This window comes from Streptomyces sp. NPDC001980 (genome assembly GCF_040296885.1).
In the GTDB taxonomy this organism is placed as follows: domain Bacteria; phylum Actinomycetota; class Actinomycetes; order Streptomycetales; family Streptomycetaceae; genus Streptomyces.
On sequence record NZ_JBEOYD010000004.1, the window covers coordinates 278,387 to 293,970 of the forward strand.

The following is a 15,584-nucleotide window of genomic DNA, read 5'->3' on the forward strand; positions in this document are numbered from 1 at the left end:
ACCCGCCACCACACCGCACCGTCCGAGCTCTCGGGCGAAGGCCATCGCGGGTTACGTTGGTCAGGAGCCGAACCGGAGCCGACCCGACGGAGCCCGCGATGCCCTTCGCCCGCCTAGCGACCGTAACGACGCCGACCTCCCACCTCGGCCTCGGCCTCGCCGCGGTCGGCCGCCCCGGCTACATCAACCTCGGCCGCGAAGAGGACCTCGGCACCGATCGCAGCGAAGCTGCGCTGCGCACCCGCGCGCACGAACTCCTCGACGCCGCCTACGCCCAGGGCGTCCGCTACTTCGACGTGGCCCGCTCCTACGGCCGCTCCGAGGAGTTCCTGGCCGAGTGGCTGACCGCCCGTCCCGACGTCACCGACGTCGTCGTCGGCAGCAAGTGGGGCTACACCTACACGGCCGGCTGGTCGACGGACGCCGAGACGCACGAGGTCAAGGACCACAGCCCGCAGACGTACGACCGTCAGCGCGCCGAGACCGCCGCGCTGCTCGGCGACCGGCTCGACCTCTACCAGATCCACTCGGTGACCCCGGACAGCCCCGCCCTCACCGACAAGGAACTCCACGCCCGCCTCGCCGAAGCGGCGGCCGGCGGCCTCACCATCGGCTTCTCCACCAGCGGCCCCGCCCAGGCCGACGCGATCCGCGCCGCCCTCGCCGTGACGGTCGACGGCGAGCCCCTCTTCCGTACCGTCCAGTCGACGTACAACGCCCTGGAGACCTCGGCGGGCCCGGCCCTCGCCGAGGCGCACGACGCCGGGCTCACGGTGATCGTGAAGGAGGGCATGGCCAACGGCCGGCTGGCCGCCCCGCACGCCCCCGACGCCCTGCGGACCGTGGCCGAGGAGACCGGCCTGGGCTGCGACGCCGTCGCCCTCGCGGTCGTACTCCGCCGGCCCTGGGCCGGGGTCGTCCTCTCCGGCGCGGCGACGGTCGCCCAGCTCACCTCCAACCTGCACGCGGCCGTGGTCGACCTCGACGCGGACCAGCTGACCCGCCTCGCCACCCTGGCCGAGGAGCCGCGCGCCTACTGGGAGCGCCGCGGCAGCCTGCCGTGGCACTGACACAGAATGGGGCGTAATGTCCCAAAAATGCTCTTAACGGCACAGAAGCGCACTCGATGCGCTCTCCCTGATCCGCGCGTGCCTATTGTGAGACAGGGATGTCTCACATGGTCTATCCTTGTCTCATGGCTCTCGATCGCGACCACGTCCTGCGCAGCGCGGCCGCCCTGCTGACCCGGAAATCCACCGCGACCATGGACGAGGTCGCCAAGGCCGCCGGGATCAGCCGGGCCACCCTCCACCGGCACTTCGCCGGACGGGACGCACTCGTCCGTGCGCTGGAGGCGCTCGGCATCGCGGAGTGCGAGGCGGCCGTGGACGCGGCCCGCCTGGACGAGGGCCCCGCGGCCGACGCCGTACACCGCCTGGTCCGCGAGATCGAACCGGCCGCCGGCCTGCTCGCCTTCCTCTACACCGAGAACCAGCTGTTCGAGGGCGAGAGCCAGAACCAGGGCTGGACGCGGATCGACGACCGCATCGCCGCTCTCTTCCGGCGCGGCCAGCAGAGCGGCGAGTTCCGTATCGATCTGACGCCCGCCTGGCTCACCGAGGCGCTGTACGGCCTGCTGGCTTCCGCCGCGTGGGCGGTCTCCGAAGGCCGCGTCGCCCCCAAGGACTTCACCCACATGATCGTCGAGCTGTTGCTCGGCGGCGCACGACGAAGAGAGGAATCATGACCAGCACCCTGCAGCCGGCGCGTGCGGCGGAGACGGAGGAGAAGCGGCCGGGCCGCTGGCTCGCGCTCTCCGCCCTCGTGCTCGCCGTGCTGCTGGTGGCCGTGGACGCGACCGTCCTGGGCCTTGCGACCCCCTACATCAGCGAGGACCTCAACCCCTCCGGCACCCAGCTGCTCTGGATCGGCGACGTCTACTCGTTCGTCATCGCCGGTCTGCTGGTCTCGATGGGCAGCCTCGGCGACCGCATCGGCCGCAAGCGGATCCTCCTCGTCGGCGCGACGGCGTTCGGCGCGATATCCGTCCTGAACGCGTACGCGACGACGCCCGGGATGCTGATCGCGGCCCGCGCCCTGCTGGGCGTCGCGGGTGCGACCCTGATGCCGGCCACCCTCGCCCTGATCCGCAACCTCTTCCACGACCCGCGCGAGCGCAGCCTCGCCGTCGGCATCTGGGGTGCGGCGGCCTCGGCCGGCACGGCCGTCGGCCCGATCGTGGGCGGCTTCCTGCTCGAACACTTCTGGTGGGGCTCGGTCTTCCTGATCAACCTGCCGGTGATGGTGGTCCTGGTCCTCGTCGGCCTCAGGACGCTCCCGGAGTCCCGCAACCCCGCCCCGGGCCCCTGGGACCTGATCAGCGTCGTCCTGTCACTGGTCGGCATGATCGCCGTCGTGTACGCGGTGAAGGAAGCCGCGACCCACGGCCTCACCGGCGTGACCGCGGCCGCCGCCCTTCTCGGCGTCGTGGCCCTCTGCGGCTTCGTCCGCCGCCAGCTCACCATGCCCAAGCCCCTGTTGGACATGCGGCTGTTCCGCAACCGCGGCTTCAGCGGCGCGGTCCTGGCCGACCTGCTGACCGTGCTCGGCATGTCCGGCCTGGTGTTCTTCCTCTCCCAGTACCTGCAACTGGTCCAGGGCAGGCACCCGTTCGAGGCGGGCCTCGCCGAACTCCCGGCCGCGGTCGGCGCGGTGGCGGCGGGCCTGGTGGCCGGCCGGGCGGCCCGCCGATACTCGGTACGGGCGGTGGTCTCCGGCGGCCTGGCGGCCGTGGGCGTGGCCCTCGCGGCTCTCACGACTCTCTCCAGGTCCACCGGCTACCCGATTCTCGGTGTCGCCCTCCTGGTGGTCGGCATCGGCGCGGGCTTCTCCTTCACGGTCACGGCGGACGTCATCCTCTCCGGCGTCCCCAAGGACCAGGCCGGTGCCGCCTCCGCGGTCTCCGAGACGGCGTACGAACTGGGCGCGGCGCTCGGCATCGCCCTGCTCGGCTCGATCGTGATGGGCGTCTACCGCGGTTTCACGGCCCCGCCGGGCACCCCGGCCGCCGCCCACGAATCGCTGGGCGCGGCGCTGGAGGCGTCGAAGACCATGCCCGCACCCACGGCGACCGACATGCTGACGGCGGCCCGCGACTCCTTCACCCACGGCCTCCACCTGGCCTCGGGCGCGGGCGCCGCGGTCCTGCTGGCGACGGCAGCGGCAGCCTGGTTCCTGCTGAGAGATCAACGGCTGGAGAGCGCCCCGTAAGGGGCGCTGGGGGTAGCCCCGGCCGAAGGCTGGGGGAGGAACTGCGGCTCAACCACGTCGCACCCGCGCCCGAGGTACCGCCGAAGCCCCCACTCCTCACTTCTTATAACCCAGCACCGTCATCATCCCGCTCTCCGAGTGGTACTGGTTGTGACAGTGCAGCATCCACAACCCGGGGTTGTCGGCATCGAAGTCGAGCACCAGCTTGCGATGCGGCAGCACGATCGTCGTGTCCTTGCGCGCCCCCGCCGAGCTGATCCCGGTGACCGAGAACGTGTGCCCGTGCAGGTGCATCGGATGCCACATGTCGGTCGCGTTGACGAGCGTCAGCCGCACCCGCTCACCGGCCCGCACCGCATGCCGCTGCCGCACGTCGTACTGCGTGTGGTCGAACCCCCAGTCGTACCTCTGCATCGTGCCCGTGATCCTGATCAGCAGGTCCCGGTCGGGGACCCGGTCGTCCATGGCGACGGACTCGGCCGGCAGCAGGCGGCGCGCCGGCACGATCTCGCGGTCCAGCTCGGTCGGGCGGACATCCGGCGCCGGAAGGTTTCTGCCCTTGTCGGTGCGGAGGACCGCGAGCGCCTTGCCCTTCTTGCCCTCGGCGAGCGCGACGAGCGGGAAGACGCCGTCCTTGGCGGTGACGAGGACGTCGTACCGCTCGGCCATGCCGACGAGCAGCGCGTCGGTCCTCTTGTGCTGCACGGGGTAGCCGTCCGTGTGGGTGACGGTCATCTCGTGGCCGCCGAGCGCGACCCGGAAGGCCGTCTCGGAGCCCGCGTTGATGATGCGGATCCGGACCCGGTCGCCGGGGCGGCAGCGGAAGACGGAGGGGTCGGTGCGCAGGCGCCCGTTGGCCAGGTAGTGCGGGTAGGCGACGTTGCCGCCCTCGCCGTGGAGCAGCTGGCTGTGGGAGTTGTGCAGGACCCGGTCGGGGCCCGTCGGCGTCTTCGACTTGGCCTTGGACGTGGGCTTGGACGGCGATGCGGAGGCGTGCGCCGATCCGTGCGGGCCCGGGCTGCCGTGGCCGGGGCCCATGCCCATCCCCATCTTCATCGCCATGGACCCGCCCGGCTTGAGCTGGTCGAGCACCTGCTCGGGGTTGGACCCGTCGATGTCGTCGACCCAGTCGTCCAGGACGACGACCCATTCCTGGTCGTAGGCGAGCGGCTCTTTCGGGTCGTCGACGATGAACGGCGCGTAGAGGGCCCGGTCGGGCTGCATGCCGACGTGCGAGTGGAGCAGATACGTGCCCGGGTGGGCGGCGACGAAGCGGTAGATGAAGTCCGTGCCCGGCGCGATGGCCGGCTGGGTCAGGTCCGGAACACCGTCCATGTCGCAGCGCAGGCGCACCCCGTGCGCGTGCAGTGAGGTCTTCTCGGCCAGCTGGTTGGAGAGGGTCAGACTGAGGACGTCGCCGGCGGTGACGCGCACCAGCGGCCCCGGGACCGACTCGTTGTACGCCCAGCTGTGGACCGTTCGGCCGCCCAGGTCCAGCATGCTCCTGGCGGCCGTGAACCTGATCATGCGGACGGGGCCGGACCCGCGCTTCCGCTCGGTCGCGAGCACCTCCGGGTCCGACGGGTTTACGTACCCCTTGGGCCCCTGCGGGACGAACGCCGCGGTGCCGGCCGTGTGTTGCGGGCCGGAACCGGGTTCAGAGCCCGAGTCGGTACATGCCGCGAGGAGTCCCGCGCCGGCGGCAGCGAAGGGAGCACGGAGCAGGGTACGCCGAGAAGGTTTCTGCATGTCTGAATAAGACATGCTGTGTACTCATATGGCTGGTAAATGCCGATGAACAACTGAAGTGTCGGGGCAGATTCCACCGGCAGGCGGACGCCGGACGGGTGTCAGGCAGATGGCAGACAGACGGCAGAGGGAAGGGCACGGACCACCGGTCCGTGCCCTTGCGCCGAAAGAGTGCCGGCCGGTCTGCTGCGTGAGCCGGCCTCCGCCGTCAGGCGGCCTTCGCCTTCGTGGCGTACATGTCCACGTACTCCTGCCCGGACAGCCGCATCACCTCGGCCATCACCGAGTCGGTCACCGCCCGCAGCACGTAGCGGTCCCGGTCCATCCCCTCGTACCGGGAGAACTCCATGGCCTCGCCGAACCGGACGGTGACCTTGCCGGGCCGCGGGATGCCCGCGCCGCCCGGCTGCAGCTTGTCCGTGCCGATCATCGCGAACGGGACCACCGGCGCGCCGGTCATCAGCGTCAGCCGCGCGATGCCGGTACGGCCCCGGTAGAGCCGGCCGTCGGGGGAGCGGGTGCCCTCCGGGTAGATCCCGAAGATCCGGCCCTCGTCCAGGACCCGCTTGCCGGTCATCAGCGCGGCGACGCCGCCGCTCGCGCCGTCCCGGTCCACCGGGATCATGCCGACGCCGGTGAAGAACCAGGCCATCAGCCGGCCCTTGAAGCCCTTGCCGGTGACGTACTCGTCCTTGCCGATGAAGAACACCTGCCGCTTGCTCACGAGCGGCAGGATCATCGAGTCGATGAACGTGAGGTGGTTGCCGGCGAGGATGACAGGACCGTCCCCCGGGATGTGCTCCACGCCCTCCACCTGGGGGCGGAACATCAGGCGCATGATCGGTCCGAGCACTGCCTTGATGAGCGCGAAGCGGGACAACGGGTCCTCCGATGTCGAGGGGCGGTATGAGTCTGTGCAGGTGAGGACATTACTCGCGGCTCCGTGGGAAGCGCACATCGGGTGCGGCCGGTTCACCGAGGTCTTACGTACTGTTGACGCTGGTTTACCTGCGGTGACGCCCCGGAGTCAGGTCGTGACGAGCCCGCGGCGGTGTGACGGATGTCGCCGACGGACCGTCATGACTCGCCGTTCATCAGCCATACGGCGTCACCCGACCGTTGGGTCGACGGTCTCCCTTCGGTCACATCCGCAGCCCTACGATCAGCCGGCATCAAAGGGCGAAGGTCAGGAGGGCGCTCATGAACGCGCATGACTCGAACGAGCGGACGCAGATGAACGGTACGACCGGACGGCGGGCGCTGCTCGGCGCCGCGGTGCTCGGCGCGGGCGGCGCGGTCCTCGGACTGCCCGGTGCGGCCAGAGCGGCCGAGGCGAAGCAGGCCGGTCACGGCAACGGCGGCCTGAAGAGCCTGCCGAAGCCGACGATCATCGGCCACCGCGGCTCCAGCGGCTACCGCCCGGAGCACACCTTCGGCTCCTACAACCTCGCCCTCGACCTCGGCGCCGACGTCGTCGAGGCCGGCGACCTCGTCCCCACCAAGGACGGTCACCTGGTCTGCCGTCACGAGCCGGAGATCGGCGGCACCACGAACGTCGCCGACCACCCCGAGTTCGCCGACCGCAAGACCACCAAGACGCTGGACGGCGTCCCCACCACCGGCTGGTTCACCGAGGACTTCACGCTCGCCGAGCTGAAGACGCTGCGCGCGATAGAGCGCATCCCGGCCAACCGCCCGCACAACACGATCTACAACGGCCGCTGGGAGATCCCCACCTTCGAGGAAGTCCTCAAGTGGCAGGACGAGCAGACCCGCAAGCGCGGCAAGCAGGTCTGGATCTACCCGGAGGCCAAGCACCCCACCTACTTCCGCAAGCTCGGCCTCGGCGTCGAGGAGCGGATCGCCAAGCTGCTGCGCAAGTACGGCAAGGACAAGCGGAACTCGCCGGTCATCGTCCAGTCCTTCGAGCCGACCAGCATCCAGCGCCTCAACAAGCTGATCGACAACCCGCTGGTGGTGCTGCTGTCCGCCGCGAACACGCAGCCCTACGACTTCGTCGCGACGGGCGACCCGCGCACGGTCGCCGACCTGATCACGCCCAAGGGCCTGCGTGAGATCGCCGGCTACGCGCAGGGCATCGGCCCGACCGTGGACCTGATCATCCCGAAGGACGCGAACGGCAACTTCACCACGCCGAGCACCCTCGTCGCGGACGCGCACAAGGTCGGTCTGATCCTGCACCCGTACACCATGCGCAACGAGAACCCCTTCCTGCCGCCGGCCTACCGCATCGGCAGCGACGCGGACGCCTACGGCAACGTCTTCCCGGTCTTCCAGAAGTACTTCGAGACCGGCATCGACGGCGTCTTCACCGACAACGCCGACACCGCCCTGCTGGCCCGCGCCGACTTCGTCAACGGCTGAGCCCCCGCACCCCGTTCGGGGTGTCTCCCGGCCGCCCCGGCAACCTGCCCCGGGGCGGCCGCGTCGTTCCGCACATGACCCACGACCTGGTCACCGCCCTGCGCCCGCTGCTCACCGCCGAGGCCGCCGCCGAGGCACATGCGTGCGGCAGCGACCCCCGCGACCTGGAGCAGACCGTCTGGCTCCGCCTCCTGGAGCGCCTGGAGACCCATGGCCCGCCCCGGGCCCCGGAGGACTGGCTGCGCCGCGCCGTCCGCGCCGAGTCCCGCCGCACCCGACGCACCGCCCGCCGGGAACACCCGTACGCCACGGACCCCGCCGACCCCTGCGCCCCCACCCCCGAACAACGCGTCCTCACCACCGCCCGCCACCGCGCCCTGCGCGAGGCGGTCGCCCGCCTCCCCGGCCGCTGCCCCCGCCTCCTCCAGGCCCTGTTCTCCCCGAAGGACCTGACATACCGGGAAATCGCGGGGGAGTTGGGTATCTCACAGGGCAGTCTCGGCCCGGAACGTTCCAGATGTCTGGGTTGTCTGCGCCGATTGTTGACGCCGGAGGTTGCGCGCCGCGAAGCGCGGGGATAGGAGTGAGAACGACAGGCGATCAGGTGAGCGGGAGGCGTGCGCACATGGGCATGAGCGTGACCATCTCGGTGGCGACCGAGCAGGATGCAGAGCAGATCTTCAGGCTCCAGTACCTGTGCTTCCAGAGTGAGGCGGCGCTGTACGGCAACTACCGCATCGACCCGCTCGTCCAGAGCCTCGACTCGGTCCGCCAGGAGCTCGCCACCGACTGCGTCTTCGTCGCCCGCCTCGGCGAGGAGGTCGTCGGCTCGGTCCGCGGCTCGGTCACCGAGGACGGCGCCGCCGCCATCGGCAAGCTCTGCGTCCACCCCCGCCTCCAGGGGCACGGCATCGGCGCCCGCCTGCTCCGCGCGGCCGAGGAGGCCCTCGCCGAACAGCGCGGCGCCAAGAGGTTCCGCCTCTTCACCGGCCACCGCAGCGAGGGCAACCTCCGCCTGTACCGCCGGGTCGGCTACGAGACGGTGGGCACGTCGAAGGGCGCGGACGGCGTCCCGATGATCGTCCTGGAGAAGCCGGCGAGCACATACGCGACAACGGCCTAGCTTTTCAACGCCCCAAGCTGAAGCGCCCCTTCAGGGGCGCGGGGCCGTGTTTGATGTGCGGCTACCGCCGCGTGGGCGCGACCAGCCACGAACCACCCGCAGTCGCGCACGTTCCTCAGGCTCCCGCCCCCTTGGCGCCCTTCCGCAACCAGTACAACGCGGAAATCGGCAACAGCACGGGAATGAACACGTACCCCATCCCGTAGTCCGACCACACGGTCGCGTCCGGGAACGCGGAAGAGTCGACGACCGTCCACGTACCCACGATCAACACCCCCGCAAGCTCGGCGGCGCAGCACACCTGCGCCACCCTGCGGGCCGTCTCGCCGCCCCGCACCAGCGTGTACGTGATGAACGCGTACACCACCCCCGCGACCGCCGACAGCGAGTACGCGAGCGGCGCCCGGTAGAACTCGGTCGCGATCTGGTACGCGGATCGCGACACGGCCCCGACGACCATCACGCCGTAGAACCACACCAGCAGCGTCCCCGGCCCACTGGTCAGCCGCTTCGGCCTCTCGTCCACGGCCGTCATCTCACCCTCCCCAGATGTCATAGAGCCGCACCTCCAGCACGGCCAGCACCACGCCGCCCGCGGCGACCGTCACGGAACCCCACCGCGTCCGCTCGGCGAGCGACATGAACCCCGCGGCCGGCACGCACGCGAACGCGCCCAGCAGATAGGCGACGAAGATCGTCGTCCCCTGGTCCGGCTTCTCGCCCCGCGCCAGCAGCACGATCCCGGCGACCAGTTGGATCACCGCCAGCACCGTCACCACGGCCATCCCGATGAAGTGCCAGTCCTTCGTCGGCTGGTCCCGGTACGCCGCCCAGCCGCACCACGCGGCGAGCAGCAGCGCGGCGACTCCGGTCACCAGCAGCAGGGCATTGAGCATGCGGTGACCTTATTACGGCCGAAACGGCCCGATGCCGTCGCCCCTGCCGTACACCGTAGGGTCTAGACCATGACGATCCACGCACAAGCCCTCCTGTTCGACAACGACGGCACCCTGGTCTCCTCCCTCGACTCGGTCGAGCGCTGCTGGACCCGCTGGGCGGCGGAGTACGGCGTCACCGAGGAGTTCGCCCGAGTCGAGCTGCACGGACGGCCCGCCGCGGACATCGTCGCCGACCTGCTCCCGGCGGACCTCGTGCCGGAGGCGGTCGCCCGGGTCGAACAGCTGGAGGTGGAGGACGTCCCCAACGACGGCGTCCACCTGCTCCCCGGCACCGCCGCGTTCCTCGACTCCCTGCCCGCCGACCGCTGGGCCGTCGTCACCTCCGCCACCCGCCGCCTCGCCGAGGCCCGCCTGGAAGCGGTCGGGATCCGGCCGAAGACGCTGGTCTGTGCCGACGACATCACCCGCGGCAAGCCCGACCCCGAGCCCTACCTCCTCGCCGCCCGGCAACTGGGCGTCGACCCGGCGCACTGCGTGGTCTTCGAGGACGCCCCCGCCGGGCTCCAGGCGGGCCGCGCGGCCGGTATGACCACCGTGGCGTTGGCCACAACACACCAGGCGCACGAGCTGGACGCGGACCTCGTGGTGAAGGACCTCTCGGCCTTGTCCGCGCTGGTCACCGACCGCGGCGTCGAGATATCGCCCCGCGGCTGAAAGGCGTCCGCCGCTGTCCAGCATGCGGACAGCGGCGGTCTGTCAGGACCGTAGGTCTGGTTTACTGATCGCATGACCACGACGAGCGACCGCACCCCTGCGACCGAGGCGACCATGACGCCCGGTGCTCGTTGTATGTGTCGAATGTGCGCCTTCTAGAGGGCCCCCGCACCACCCCAGAGCTCGCGCCCCGAAGCGAGACCGGTGGCATGTCCGTACGACGCGACGACGCCCGTACGTGACGCACGCCGCCCCCCCCGCGCACATGTTCTCCCCGGTTCAGCGCCTCTGCGAGAACCGTGCCGCGTCCCTGAACGAACGCACCCGTGCGCCCGGGCACACCCACGCCCGCGCACTCGACAGTGACGGAAACCCACGTGATCACCACAACGGGCCTCACCAAGGTCTACCGCTCGCGCGGCCGAGAGGTCACCGCCCTCGACGGCGTCGACCTGCACGTCCGCGAAGGCGAGGTGTACGGCGTCATCGGCCAGTCCGGCGCCGGCAAGTCCTCGCTGATCCGCTGCGTCAACCTCCTGGAGCGCCCCACCGCCGGCACCGTGACGGTCGACGGCCGGGACCTCACCGCCCTCGCCGGGCGCGGTCCCCGGGCCGGCCGGGAGCTGCGGCAGGCGCGCAGCCGGATCGGCATGGTCTTCCAGCACTTCAACCTGCTGTCCTCCAGGACCGTCCAGGACAACGTCGAACTGCCCCTGGAAATCCTCGGGAAGTCGGGGAAGGAACGTTCCCGCAAGGCGCTTGAGCTGCTCGACCTGGTCGGGCTCGCCGACAAGGCGAAGGCCTACCCCGCCCAGCTCTCCGGCGGCCAGAAGCAGCGCGTCGGCATCGCCCGCGCCCTGGCCGGCGACCCCAAGGTGCTGCTCTCCGACGAGGCCACCAGCGCCCTCGACCCGGAGACCACCCGCTCCATCCTCCAGCTGCTGCGCGACCTGAACCGGCAGCTGGGCCTGACCGTTCTGCTCATCACGCACGAGATGGACGTCGTGAAGACGATCTGCGACTCCGCCGCGTTGATGGAGAGGGGCCGCATCGTCGAGCACGGGACCGTCAGCGAACTGCTCGCGACCCCGGGTTCCGAACTGGCCGCCGCGCTCTTCCCGGTCGGCGGTGAGGCATCCGGCGACGACCGCACGGTCCTCGACGTCACCTTCCACGGCGAGGCCGCCACCCAGCCGGTCATCTCCCAGCTCTCCCGCACCTACAACATCGACATATCGATCCTCGGCGCGGCCATCGACACCGTCGGCGGCCTCCAGATCGGCCGCATGCGCATCGAACTGCCCGGCCGCTACGAGGACAACGTGGTGCCCATCGGCTTCCTGCGTGAGCAGGGCCTGCAGATCGACGTGCTGGGCCAGGAGCCCGCGCTGGTGAAGGACGGTGCCCAGTGAGCTGGTCCGAGATGCAGCCGCTGCTGTCCCAGGCGTGTTGGGACACCCTCTACATGGTCGGCTGGTCCACGCTGATCGCCGTCGTCGGCGGCCTGCCGCTCGGCGTCCTCCTCGTCCTCACCGACCGGGGCGGCCTGCTCCAGAACGTGCTGGCCAACAAGGTCATCGGGCAGATCGTGAACGTCGCCCGCTCGATGCCGTTCATCATCCTGATGGTCGCGCTGATGAACTTCACCCGCTGGATCACCGGGACGACCATCGGCCGCGAGGCCGCCATCGTGCCGCTCGCGATCGGCGCCATCCCCTTCTTCGCCCGCCTCGTCGAGACGGCTGTCCGCGAAGTGGACGGCGGGCTCGTGGAGGCCGTGCAGTCGATGGGCGGCAACACCTGGACCGTCGTACGGAAGGTCCTCGTACCCGAGTCGCTGCCCTCGCTCATCTCCTCCACCACGACCACGATCGTCGCGCTCATCGGCTACTCCGCCATGGCCGGCACGGTCGGCGCCGGCGGGCTCGGCGACATCGCCATCCGCTACGGCTACCAGCGGTTCGAGACCGAGCTGATGTGGATCACGGTCGCCATCCTCGCCGTCGTCATCTCGGTCATCCAGTTCGCCGGCGACTACGCGGCCCGCTCGCTGCACCGCCGGGGCGGTCAGTCGGGCCCGGTGCCGAAGCTCCGGCTGCTCAAGGCGTCCACCGCGACGAGCAAGACCGTCTGAGCCGCCCCCTCCCCAGAACTCCCCGCACCACCCACCGCGGGGCCGCTCCACCCTTAAGGAAAGGCACTTTTCGTGCGTAACACCGCCAAGCTCACCACCGCCGTCCTCGCCGCCGGAGCCCTCACCTTCGGGCTCACCGCCTGCGGCTCGGACAAGGACTCCGCCTCCGGCTCCGGCGACTACAGCGGACCGCTGGTCGTCGCCGCGAGCCCGACCCCGCACGCCGAGATCCTCGACTACATCAAGGACAACCTGGCGAAGAAGGCCGGACTCGACCTGGAGGTCAAGGAGTTCACCGACTACATCACGCCGAACACGGCGACCGAGGACGGCTCGGTGGACGCCAACTACTTCCAGAACAAGCCGTACCTCGACGACTTCAACAAGAAGCGCGGCACCCACATCGTGCCCGTCGTCACGGTCCACCTGGAGCCGCTCGGCCTCTACTCCCACAAGATCAAGAGCGTCGACGCGCTGAAGAGCGGTGCGACGATCGCCGTCCCCAACGACGCCGTGAACGAGGCCCGCGCCCTCAAGCTGCTCGCCGCGAACGGGCTCATCACCCTCAAGGCGGACGCCGGCAGCGAGGCGACCCCGCAGGACATCGCGAAGAACCCGAAGAACCTCCAGTTCAAGGAGGTCGAGGCGGCCCAGACCGCGCGCTCCCTGGACGACGTGGACGCCGCGGTCATCAACGGCAACTACGCCATCTCGGCCGGCATCAAGCCCGCCAAGGACGCCCTCGTCCTGGAGTCCGCGAAGAACAGCCCGTACGGCAACTTCCTCGCGGTGAAGAAGGGCAACGAGAAGGACCCGCGGGTGAAGAAGCTCGCCAAGCTGCTCACCTCGCCCGAGGTGAAGAAGTTCATCGAGGACAAGTACCAGGGCTCGGTCATCCCGTCGTTCTGAGCCGTACCGTCCTTCCGGGCCGTCCGGTCCTTCTGACGGCACGTATACGGCGTATCGCCACGCACGGGGTCCACTCGGTCACCACGGGTGGACCCCGTCGTGCGGTTCAGTGGTTTCATGCTGCATGCTGGGCAGTTCGCAGGCCCTGACGGTTTGGCCCTGAAGGATTTCCGAAGGTTACGGAGCGGCGCATGACTAGCACCTTCCCCAACATCTCCATCAGCACGGAGCGGTTGGTGCTGCGTCCCCTCGACGAGGATGATGTGCCCGCGCTGGCCGAGATGATGAACGACGAGCAGGTGGCGGCCTGGACCAGCGCCCCGCAGCCGTACAGCGAGGACGCCGCCCGGCGCTGGATCACCGAGCACGCCCCGGCCGAGCGGCTCGCCGGCCGGGGCCTCGACCTCGCCGTCACCGAGTTCCTCACCCAGCGCCTGGTCGGCGTCGTCCGGCTCGCCAAGACCAACTGGCACATCCGGGCGACCGAGTTGTCGTACATCATCGCCCCCTGGGCCCGCGGCGAGGGCTACGCCTCCGAGGCCGCGCTCGCCACCGCCCAATGGCTGCTCGGCGACCAGAAGTTCGAGCGCATCGAGCTGCGCACCGCCGCCGACAACACCGCCGCGCAGCAGGTGGCACAGAAGATCGGCTGTATCAGCGAGGGCGTGCTGCGCAACGCCTGCATAGTCCACGTCCGCACCGAGGACGGCACCTGGGCGGACGTGCGCAGCGACTACATCGTGTGGAGCCTGCTCCCGGAGGACCTGGAGGGCGCGGGTGAGGAACTCGCCGGCAGCGACGGCTTCACCTCCTGGAACTGACGGCGGCGGGACTCTCCCCGTCGCGCGCCGTACACCTCCACCAGGTACTCTCACGGAGCCCGCCCTCCGGGCCCGGACCCTGACGACCTGCGAAAACCCTGGAGACTGACGACGATGGCCGACCGGGTCACGGTGATCGGCTGGGATGGCTCGCCCCTGACCGCCGCGGGGCGCGGCGCGCTCGGCGCCGCCACGCTCGTCGCGGGCGCGGCCCACCATCTCGCCCTCCCCGAGGTGCCGCCCGGCGCCGAACGCATCCGCCTGGGCAGCGTCGCCCTCGCCGCCCGCCGCATCGCCGGCCACCGCGGCACCGCCGTGGTGCTCGCCGACGGCGACCCCGGCTTCTTCGGCGTCGTACGGACCCTGCGCGCACCCGAGTTCGGCCTGGAGGTCGAGGTCGTCCCCGCCGTCTCCTCGGTGGCCGCCGCCTTCGCCCGCGCCGGGATGCCCTGGGACGACGCACAAGTGGTCGTCGCACACCGGCGAACCCTGCGACGCGCGGTGAATGTGTGCCGCGCCCACACCAAGGTCGCCGTCCTCACCTCACCCGGCGCCGGCCCGGCCGAACTCGGCCTCCTCATGGAGGGTGTCCACCGCACCTTCGTCATCTGCGAGGAACTCGGCACCGAACGCGAGCAGGTGCACGTCGTCACCTCCGACAAGGCAGCCGACCACGCCTGGCGTGACCCCAACGTCGTCATCGTCATCGGCGGCACCACCGGAGCGGTGACGGCACCCGACGGCGGCGGCTGGATCGCCGGCCGCGATCCGGCCACCGGCCCGCGCGGCTGGGTGTTGCCCGACGCGGAGTACGGCGACGGCGCCCCGCTCGGCGAAGGGGAGACGGATCTGCTGCGGGCCGCCCAACTCGCCCGGCTGGGACCCCGGGTCGGAGACCTCGTCTGGGACATCGGCTGCGGCAGCGGCGCGTTCGCCACCGAGGCCGCGCGCGCCGGAGCCGCCGTCATCGCCGTCGACCGGGACCTCGCGGCCTGCGTGCGCAGCGAGACGGCCGCCCGGAAGTTCGGCGTCCAGCTCCAGATCGTGCACGGCGGTGCCCCGCACGTGCTGGAGGACCTGCCCGAGCCCGACGTCGTCCGGGTCGGCGGTGGGGGCGCGGCCGTGGTCAGCGCGGTCGCCGACCGCCGCCCGCAGCGCATCGTCGCGGACGCCGCCACCCGGGACGCGGCCGAACTCATCGGCCGCGACCTGACGGAGCACGGATACGACGTCGAATGCGCCCTGCTGCAGTCCGTCGAACTCGACACCAGGGCCTGGACGGAGACCGAGCGGAACGTCGCGTTCCTGCTCAGCGGTGTTCTCCCCGAGCGCGCCCCGTGATCCTGTTGTCATACTGCGCGCGGTAGGCTGGCCGATCGCTGCACCGCACCGGTGGCCCGGAAATTCGTTCGCCAATGTCCGGAAAACGCGCCCCTTTTGGGGCGGGTGTGGTACGGCATAACCGGGGACGCGCAACGTGGCGCAGTCCACAGCGGGCTGTCGCGGATCACGCTGTCGCGACGGTCGAACGGCCGGGACAATGCCACTGAATGGCTTTGTCGCCTTTTCTGGCGGGTCGT

At 70.5% G+C, this 15,584-nt stretch carries 16 protein-coding genes; 12 read left to right on the top strand and 4 right to left on the bottom strand.

Annotated elements, in window-relative coordinates:
- Window positions 1-98 precede the first annotated feature (98 nt).
- The 3 genes from ABT137_RS08105 to ABT137_RS08115 all read left to right on the top strand — a co-directional run bounded on the left by ABT137_RS08105 (window position 99) and on the right by ABT137_RS08115 (window position 3,270).
- Window positions 99-1,070, top strand: coding sequence for an aldo/keto reductase (locus ABT137_RS08105; RefSeq protein ID WP_351704307.1), 972 nt, complete (start codon window positions 99-101; stop codon window positions 1,068-1,070).
- A gap of 125 nt (window positions 1,071-1,195) precedes the next feature.
- Entirely contained in the window at window positions 1,196-1,747 is a 552-nt protein-coding gene (locus ABT137_RS08110) for a TetR/AcrR family transcriptional regulator (RefSeq protein ID WP_351704310.1), read from the top strand.
- The gene (locus ABT137_RS08115; RefSeq protein ID WP_351704312.1) at window positions 1,744-3,270 is read left to right on the top strand and encodes an MFS transporter; all 1,527 of its coding nucleotides are present in this window, start codon (window positions 1,744-1,746) and stop codon (window positions 3,268-3,270) included. The genes ABT137_RS08110 and ABT137_RS08115 overlap by 4 nt, the downstream gene beginning before the upstream one ends.
- Window positions 3,271-3,366: 96 nt before the next feature.
- Here ABT137_RS08115 and ABT137_RS08120 read toward each other — a convergent pair whose 3' ends face one another.
- Complete coding sequence (locus tag ABT137_RS08120; RefSeq protein WP_351704315.1) at window positions 3,367-5,019, bottom strand: multicopper oxidase family protein; 1,653 nt, start codon at window positions 5,017-5,019, stop codon at window positions 3,367-3,369.
- Between the two features lie 208 nt (window positions 5,020-5,227).
- Window positions 5,228-5,899 (bottom strand): lysophospholipid acyltransferase family protein, encoded by a 672-nt coding sequence (locus ABT137_RS08125; protein ID WP_089103180.1) that lies wholly within the window; start codon window positions 5,897-5,899, stop codon window positions 5,228-5,230.
- A gap of 320 nt (window positions 5,900-6,219) precedes the next feature.
- Here ABT137_RS08125 and ABT137_RS08130 point away from each other — a divergent pair, with 320 nt between their 5' ends.
- The 3 genes from ABT137_RS08130 to ABT137_RS08140 all read left to right on the top strand — a co-directional run bounded on the left by ABT137_RS08130 (window position 6,220) and on the right by ABT137_RS08140 (window position 8,527).
- On the top strand, window positions 6,220-7,404 hold the full coding sequence (locus tag ABT137_RS08130; protein ID WP_351704318.1) for a glycerophosphodiester phosphodiesterase: 1,185 nt from the start codon (window positions 6,220-6,222) through the stop codon (window positions 7,402-7,404).
- 74 nt (window positions 7,405-7,478) lie between these two features.
- Window positions 7,479-7,985: a sigma-70 family RNA polymerase sigma factor gene (locus tag ABT137_RS08135; RefSeq protein WP_351704321.1), complete on the top strand. Its 507-nt coding sequence runs from the start codon at window positions 7,479-7,481 to the stop codon at window positions 7,983-7,985.
- A gap of 44 nt (window positions 7,986-8,029) precedes the next feature.
- Window positions 8,030-8,527, top strand: coding sequence for a GNAT family N-acetyltransferase (locus ABT137_RS08140; protein WP_351498915.1), 498 nt, complete (start codon window positions 8,030-8,032; stop codon window positions 8,525-8,527).
- A gap of 115 nt (window positions 8,528-8,642) precedes the next feature.
- Here ABT137_RS08140 and ABT137_RS08145 read toward each other — a convergent pair whose 3' ends face one another.
- Together ABT137_RS08145 and ABT137_RS08150 are read right to left on the bottom strand one after the other, a co-directional pair.
- The gene (locus ABT137_RS08145) at window positions 8,643-9,062 is read right to left on the bottom strand and encodes a hypothetical protein (RefSeq protein ID WP_351704323.1); all 420 of its coding nucleotides are present in this window, start codon (window positions 9,060-9,062) and stop codon (window positions 8,643-8,645) included.
- Between the two features lies 1 nt (window position 9,063).
- Window positions 9,064-9,423 (bottom strand): hypothetical protein, encoded by a 360-nt coding sequence (locus ABT137_RS08150; protein WP_351704326.1) that lies wholly within the window; start codon window positions 9,421-9,423, stop codon window positions 9,064-9,066.
- 69 nt (window positions 9,424-9,492) lie between these two features.
- On the opposite strand from ABT137_RS08150, the gene ABT137_RS08155 reads away from it, so the two are divergent.
- The 6 genes from ABT137_RS08155 to cbiE all read left to right on the top strand — a co-directional run bounded on the left by ABT137_RS08155 (window position 9,493) and on the right by cbiE (window position 15,345).
- The gene (locus ABT137_RS08155; RefSeq protein WP_351704329.1) at window positions 9,493-10,140 is read left to right on the top strand and encodes an HAD family hydrolase; all 648 of its coding nucleotides are present in this window, start codon (window positions 9,493-9,495) and stop codon (window positions 10,138-10,140) included.
- A gap of 377 nt (window positions 10,141-10,517) precedes the next feature.
- The gene (locus ABT137_RS08160) at window positions 10,518-11,552 is read left to right on the top strand and encodes a methionine ABC transporter ATP-binding protein (RefSeq protein ID WP_351704332.1); all 1,035 of its coding nucleotides are present in this window, start codon (window positions 10,518-10,520) and stop codon (window positions 11,550-11,552) included.
- Window positions 11,549-12,274 carry a methionine ABC transporter permease gene (locus ABT137_RS08165; protein ID WP_351704335.1) on the top strand — a complete coding sequence of 242 codons (726 nt, stop codon included), beginning with the start codon at window positions 11,549-11,551 and terminating at the stop codon, window positions 12,272-12,274. Before ABT137_RS08160 ends, ABT137_RS08165 begins: the two co-directional genes overlap by 4 nt.
- 72 nt (window positions 12,275-12,346) lie before the next feature.
- Window positions 12,347-13,183 (top strand): MetQ/NlpA family ABC transporter substrate-binding protein, encoded by an 837-nt coding sequence (locus ABT137_RS08170; protein WP_351704338.1) that lies wholly within the window; start codon window positions 12,347-12,349, stop codon window positions 13,181-13,183.
- 191 nt (window positions 13,184-13,374) lie between these two features.
- Complete coding sequence (locus ABT137_RS08175) at window positions 13,375-14,004, top strand: GNAT family N-acetyltransferase (RefSeq protein ID WP_351704341.1); 630 nt, start codon at window positions 13,375-13,377, stop codon at window positions 14,002-14,004.
- Window positions 14,005-14,118: 114 nt separating this feature from the next.
- Complete coding sequence (gene cbiE / locus ABT137_RS08180) at window positions 14,119-15,345, top strand: precorrin-6y C5,15-methyltransferase (decarboxylating) subunit CbiE (protein WP_351704344.1); 1,227 nt, start codon at window positions 14,119-14,121, stop codon at window positions 15,343-15,345.
- Window positions 15,346-15,584: the final 239 nt, after the last annotated feature.

What these genes read in the sequence shown, in the direction of transcription:
- ABT137_RS08105 (WP_351704307.1), top strand. Translation starts at nt 99, where the DNA reads ATGCCCTTCGCCCGCCTAGCGACCGTAACGACGCCGACCTCCCACCTC.
- ABT137_RS08110 (WP_351704310.1), top strand. Translation starts at nt 1,196, where the DNA reads ATGGCTCTCGATCGCGACCACGTCCTGCGCAGCGCGGCCGCCCTGCTG.
- ABT137_RS08115 (WP_351704312.1), top strand. Translation starts at nt 1,744, where the DNA reads ATGACCAGCACCCTGCAGCCGGCGCGTGCGGCGGAGACGGAGGAGAAG.
- ABT137_RS08120 (WP_351704315.1), bottom strand. Translation starts at nt 5,019, where the DNA reads ATGCAGAAACCTTCTCGGCGTACCCTGCTCCGTGCTCCCTTCGCTGCC.
- ABT137_RS08130 (WP_351704318.1), top strand. Translation starts at nt 6,220, where the DNA reads ATGAACGCGCATGACTCGAACGAGCGGACGCAGATGAACGGTACGACC.
- ABT137_RS08135 (WP_351704321.1), top strand. Translation starts at nt 7,479, where the DNA reads ATGACCCACGACCTGGTCACCGCCCTGCGCCCGCTGCTCACCGCCGAG.
- ABT137_RS08140 (WP_351498915.1), top strand. Translation starts at nt 8,030, where the DNA reads ATGGGCATGAGCGTGACCATCTCGGTGGCGACCGAGCAGGATGCAGAG.
- ABT137_RS08145 (WP_351704323.1), bottom strand. Translation starts at nt 9,062, where the DNA reads ATGACGGCCGTGGACGAGAGGCCGAAGCGGCTGACCAGTGGGCCGGGG.
- ABT137_RS08150 (WP_351704326.1), bottom strand. Translation starts at nt 9,423, where the DNA reads ATGCTCAATGCCCTGCTGCTGGTGACCGGAGTCGCCGCGCTGCTGCTC.
- ABT137_RS08155 (WP_351704329.1), top strand. Translation starts at nt 9,493, where the DNA reads ATGACGATCCACGCACAAGCCCTCCTGTTCGACAACGACGGCACCCTG.
- ABT137_RS08175 (WP_351704341.1), top strand. Translation starts at nt 13,375, where the DNA reads ATGACTAGCACCTTCCCCAACATCTCCATCAGCACGGAGCGGTTGGTG.
- cbiE (WP_351704344.1), top strand. Translation starts at nt 14,119, where the DNA reads ATGGCCGACCGGGTCACGGTGATCGGCTGGGATGGCTCGCCCCTGACC.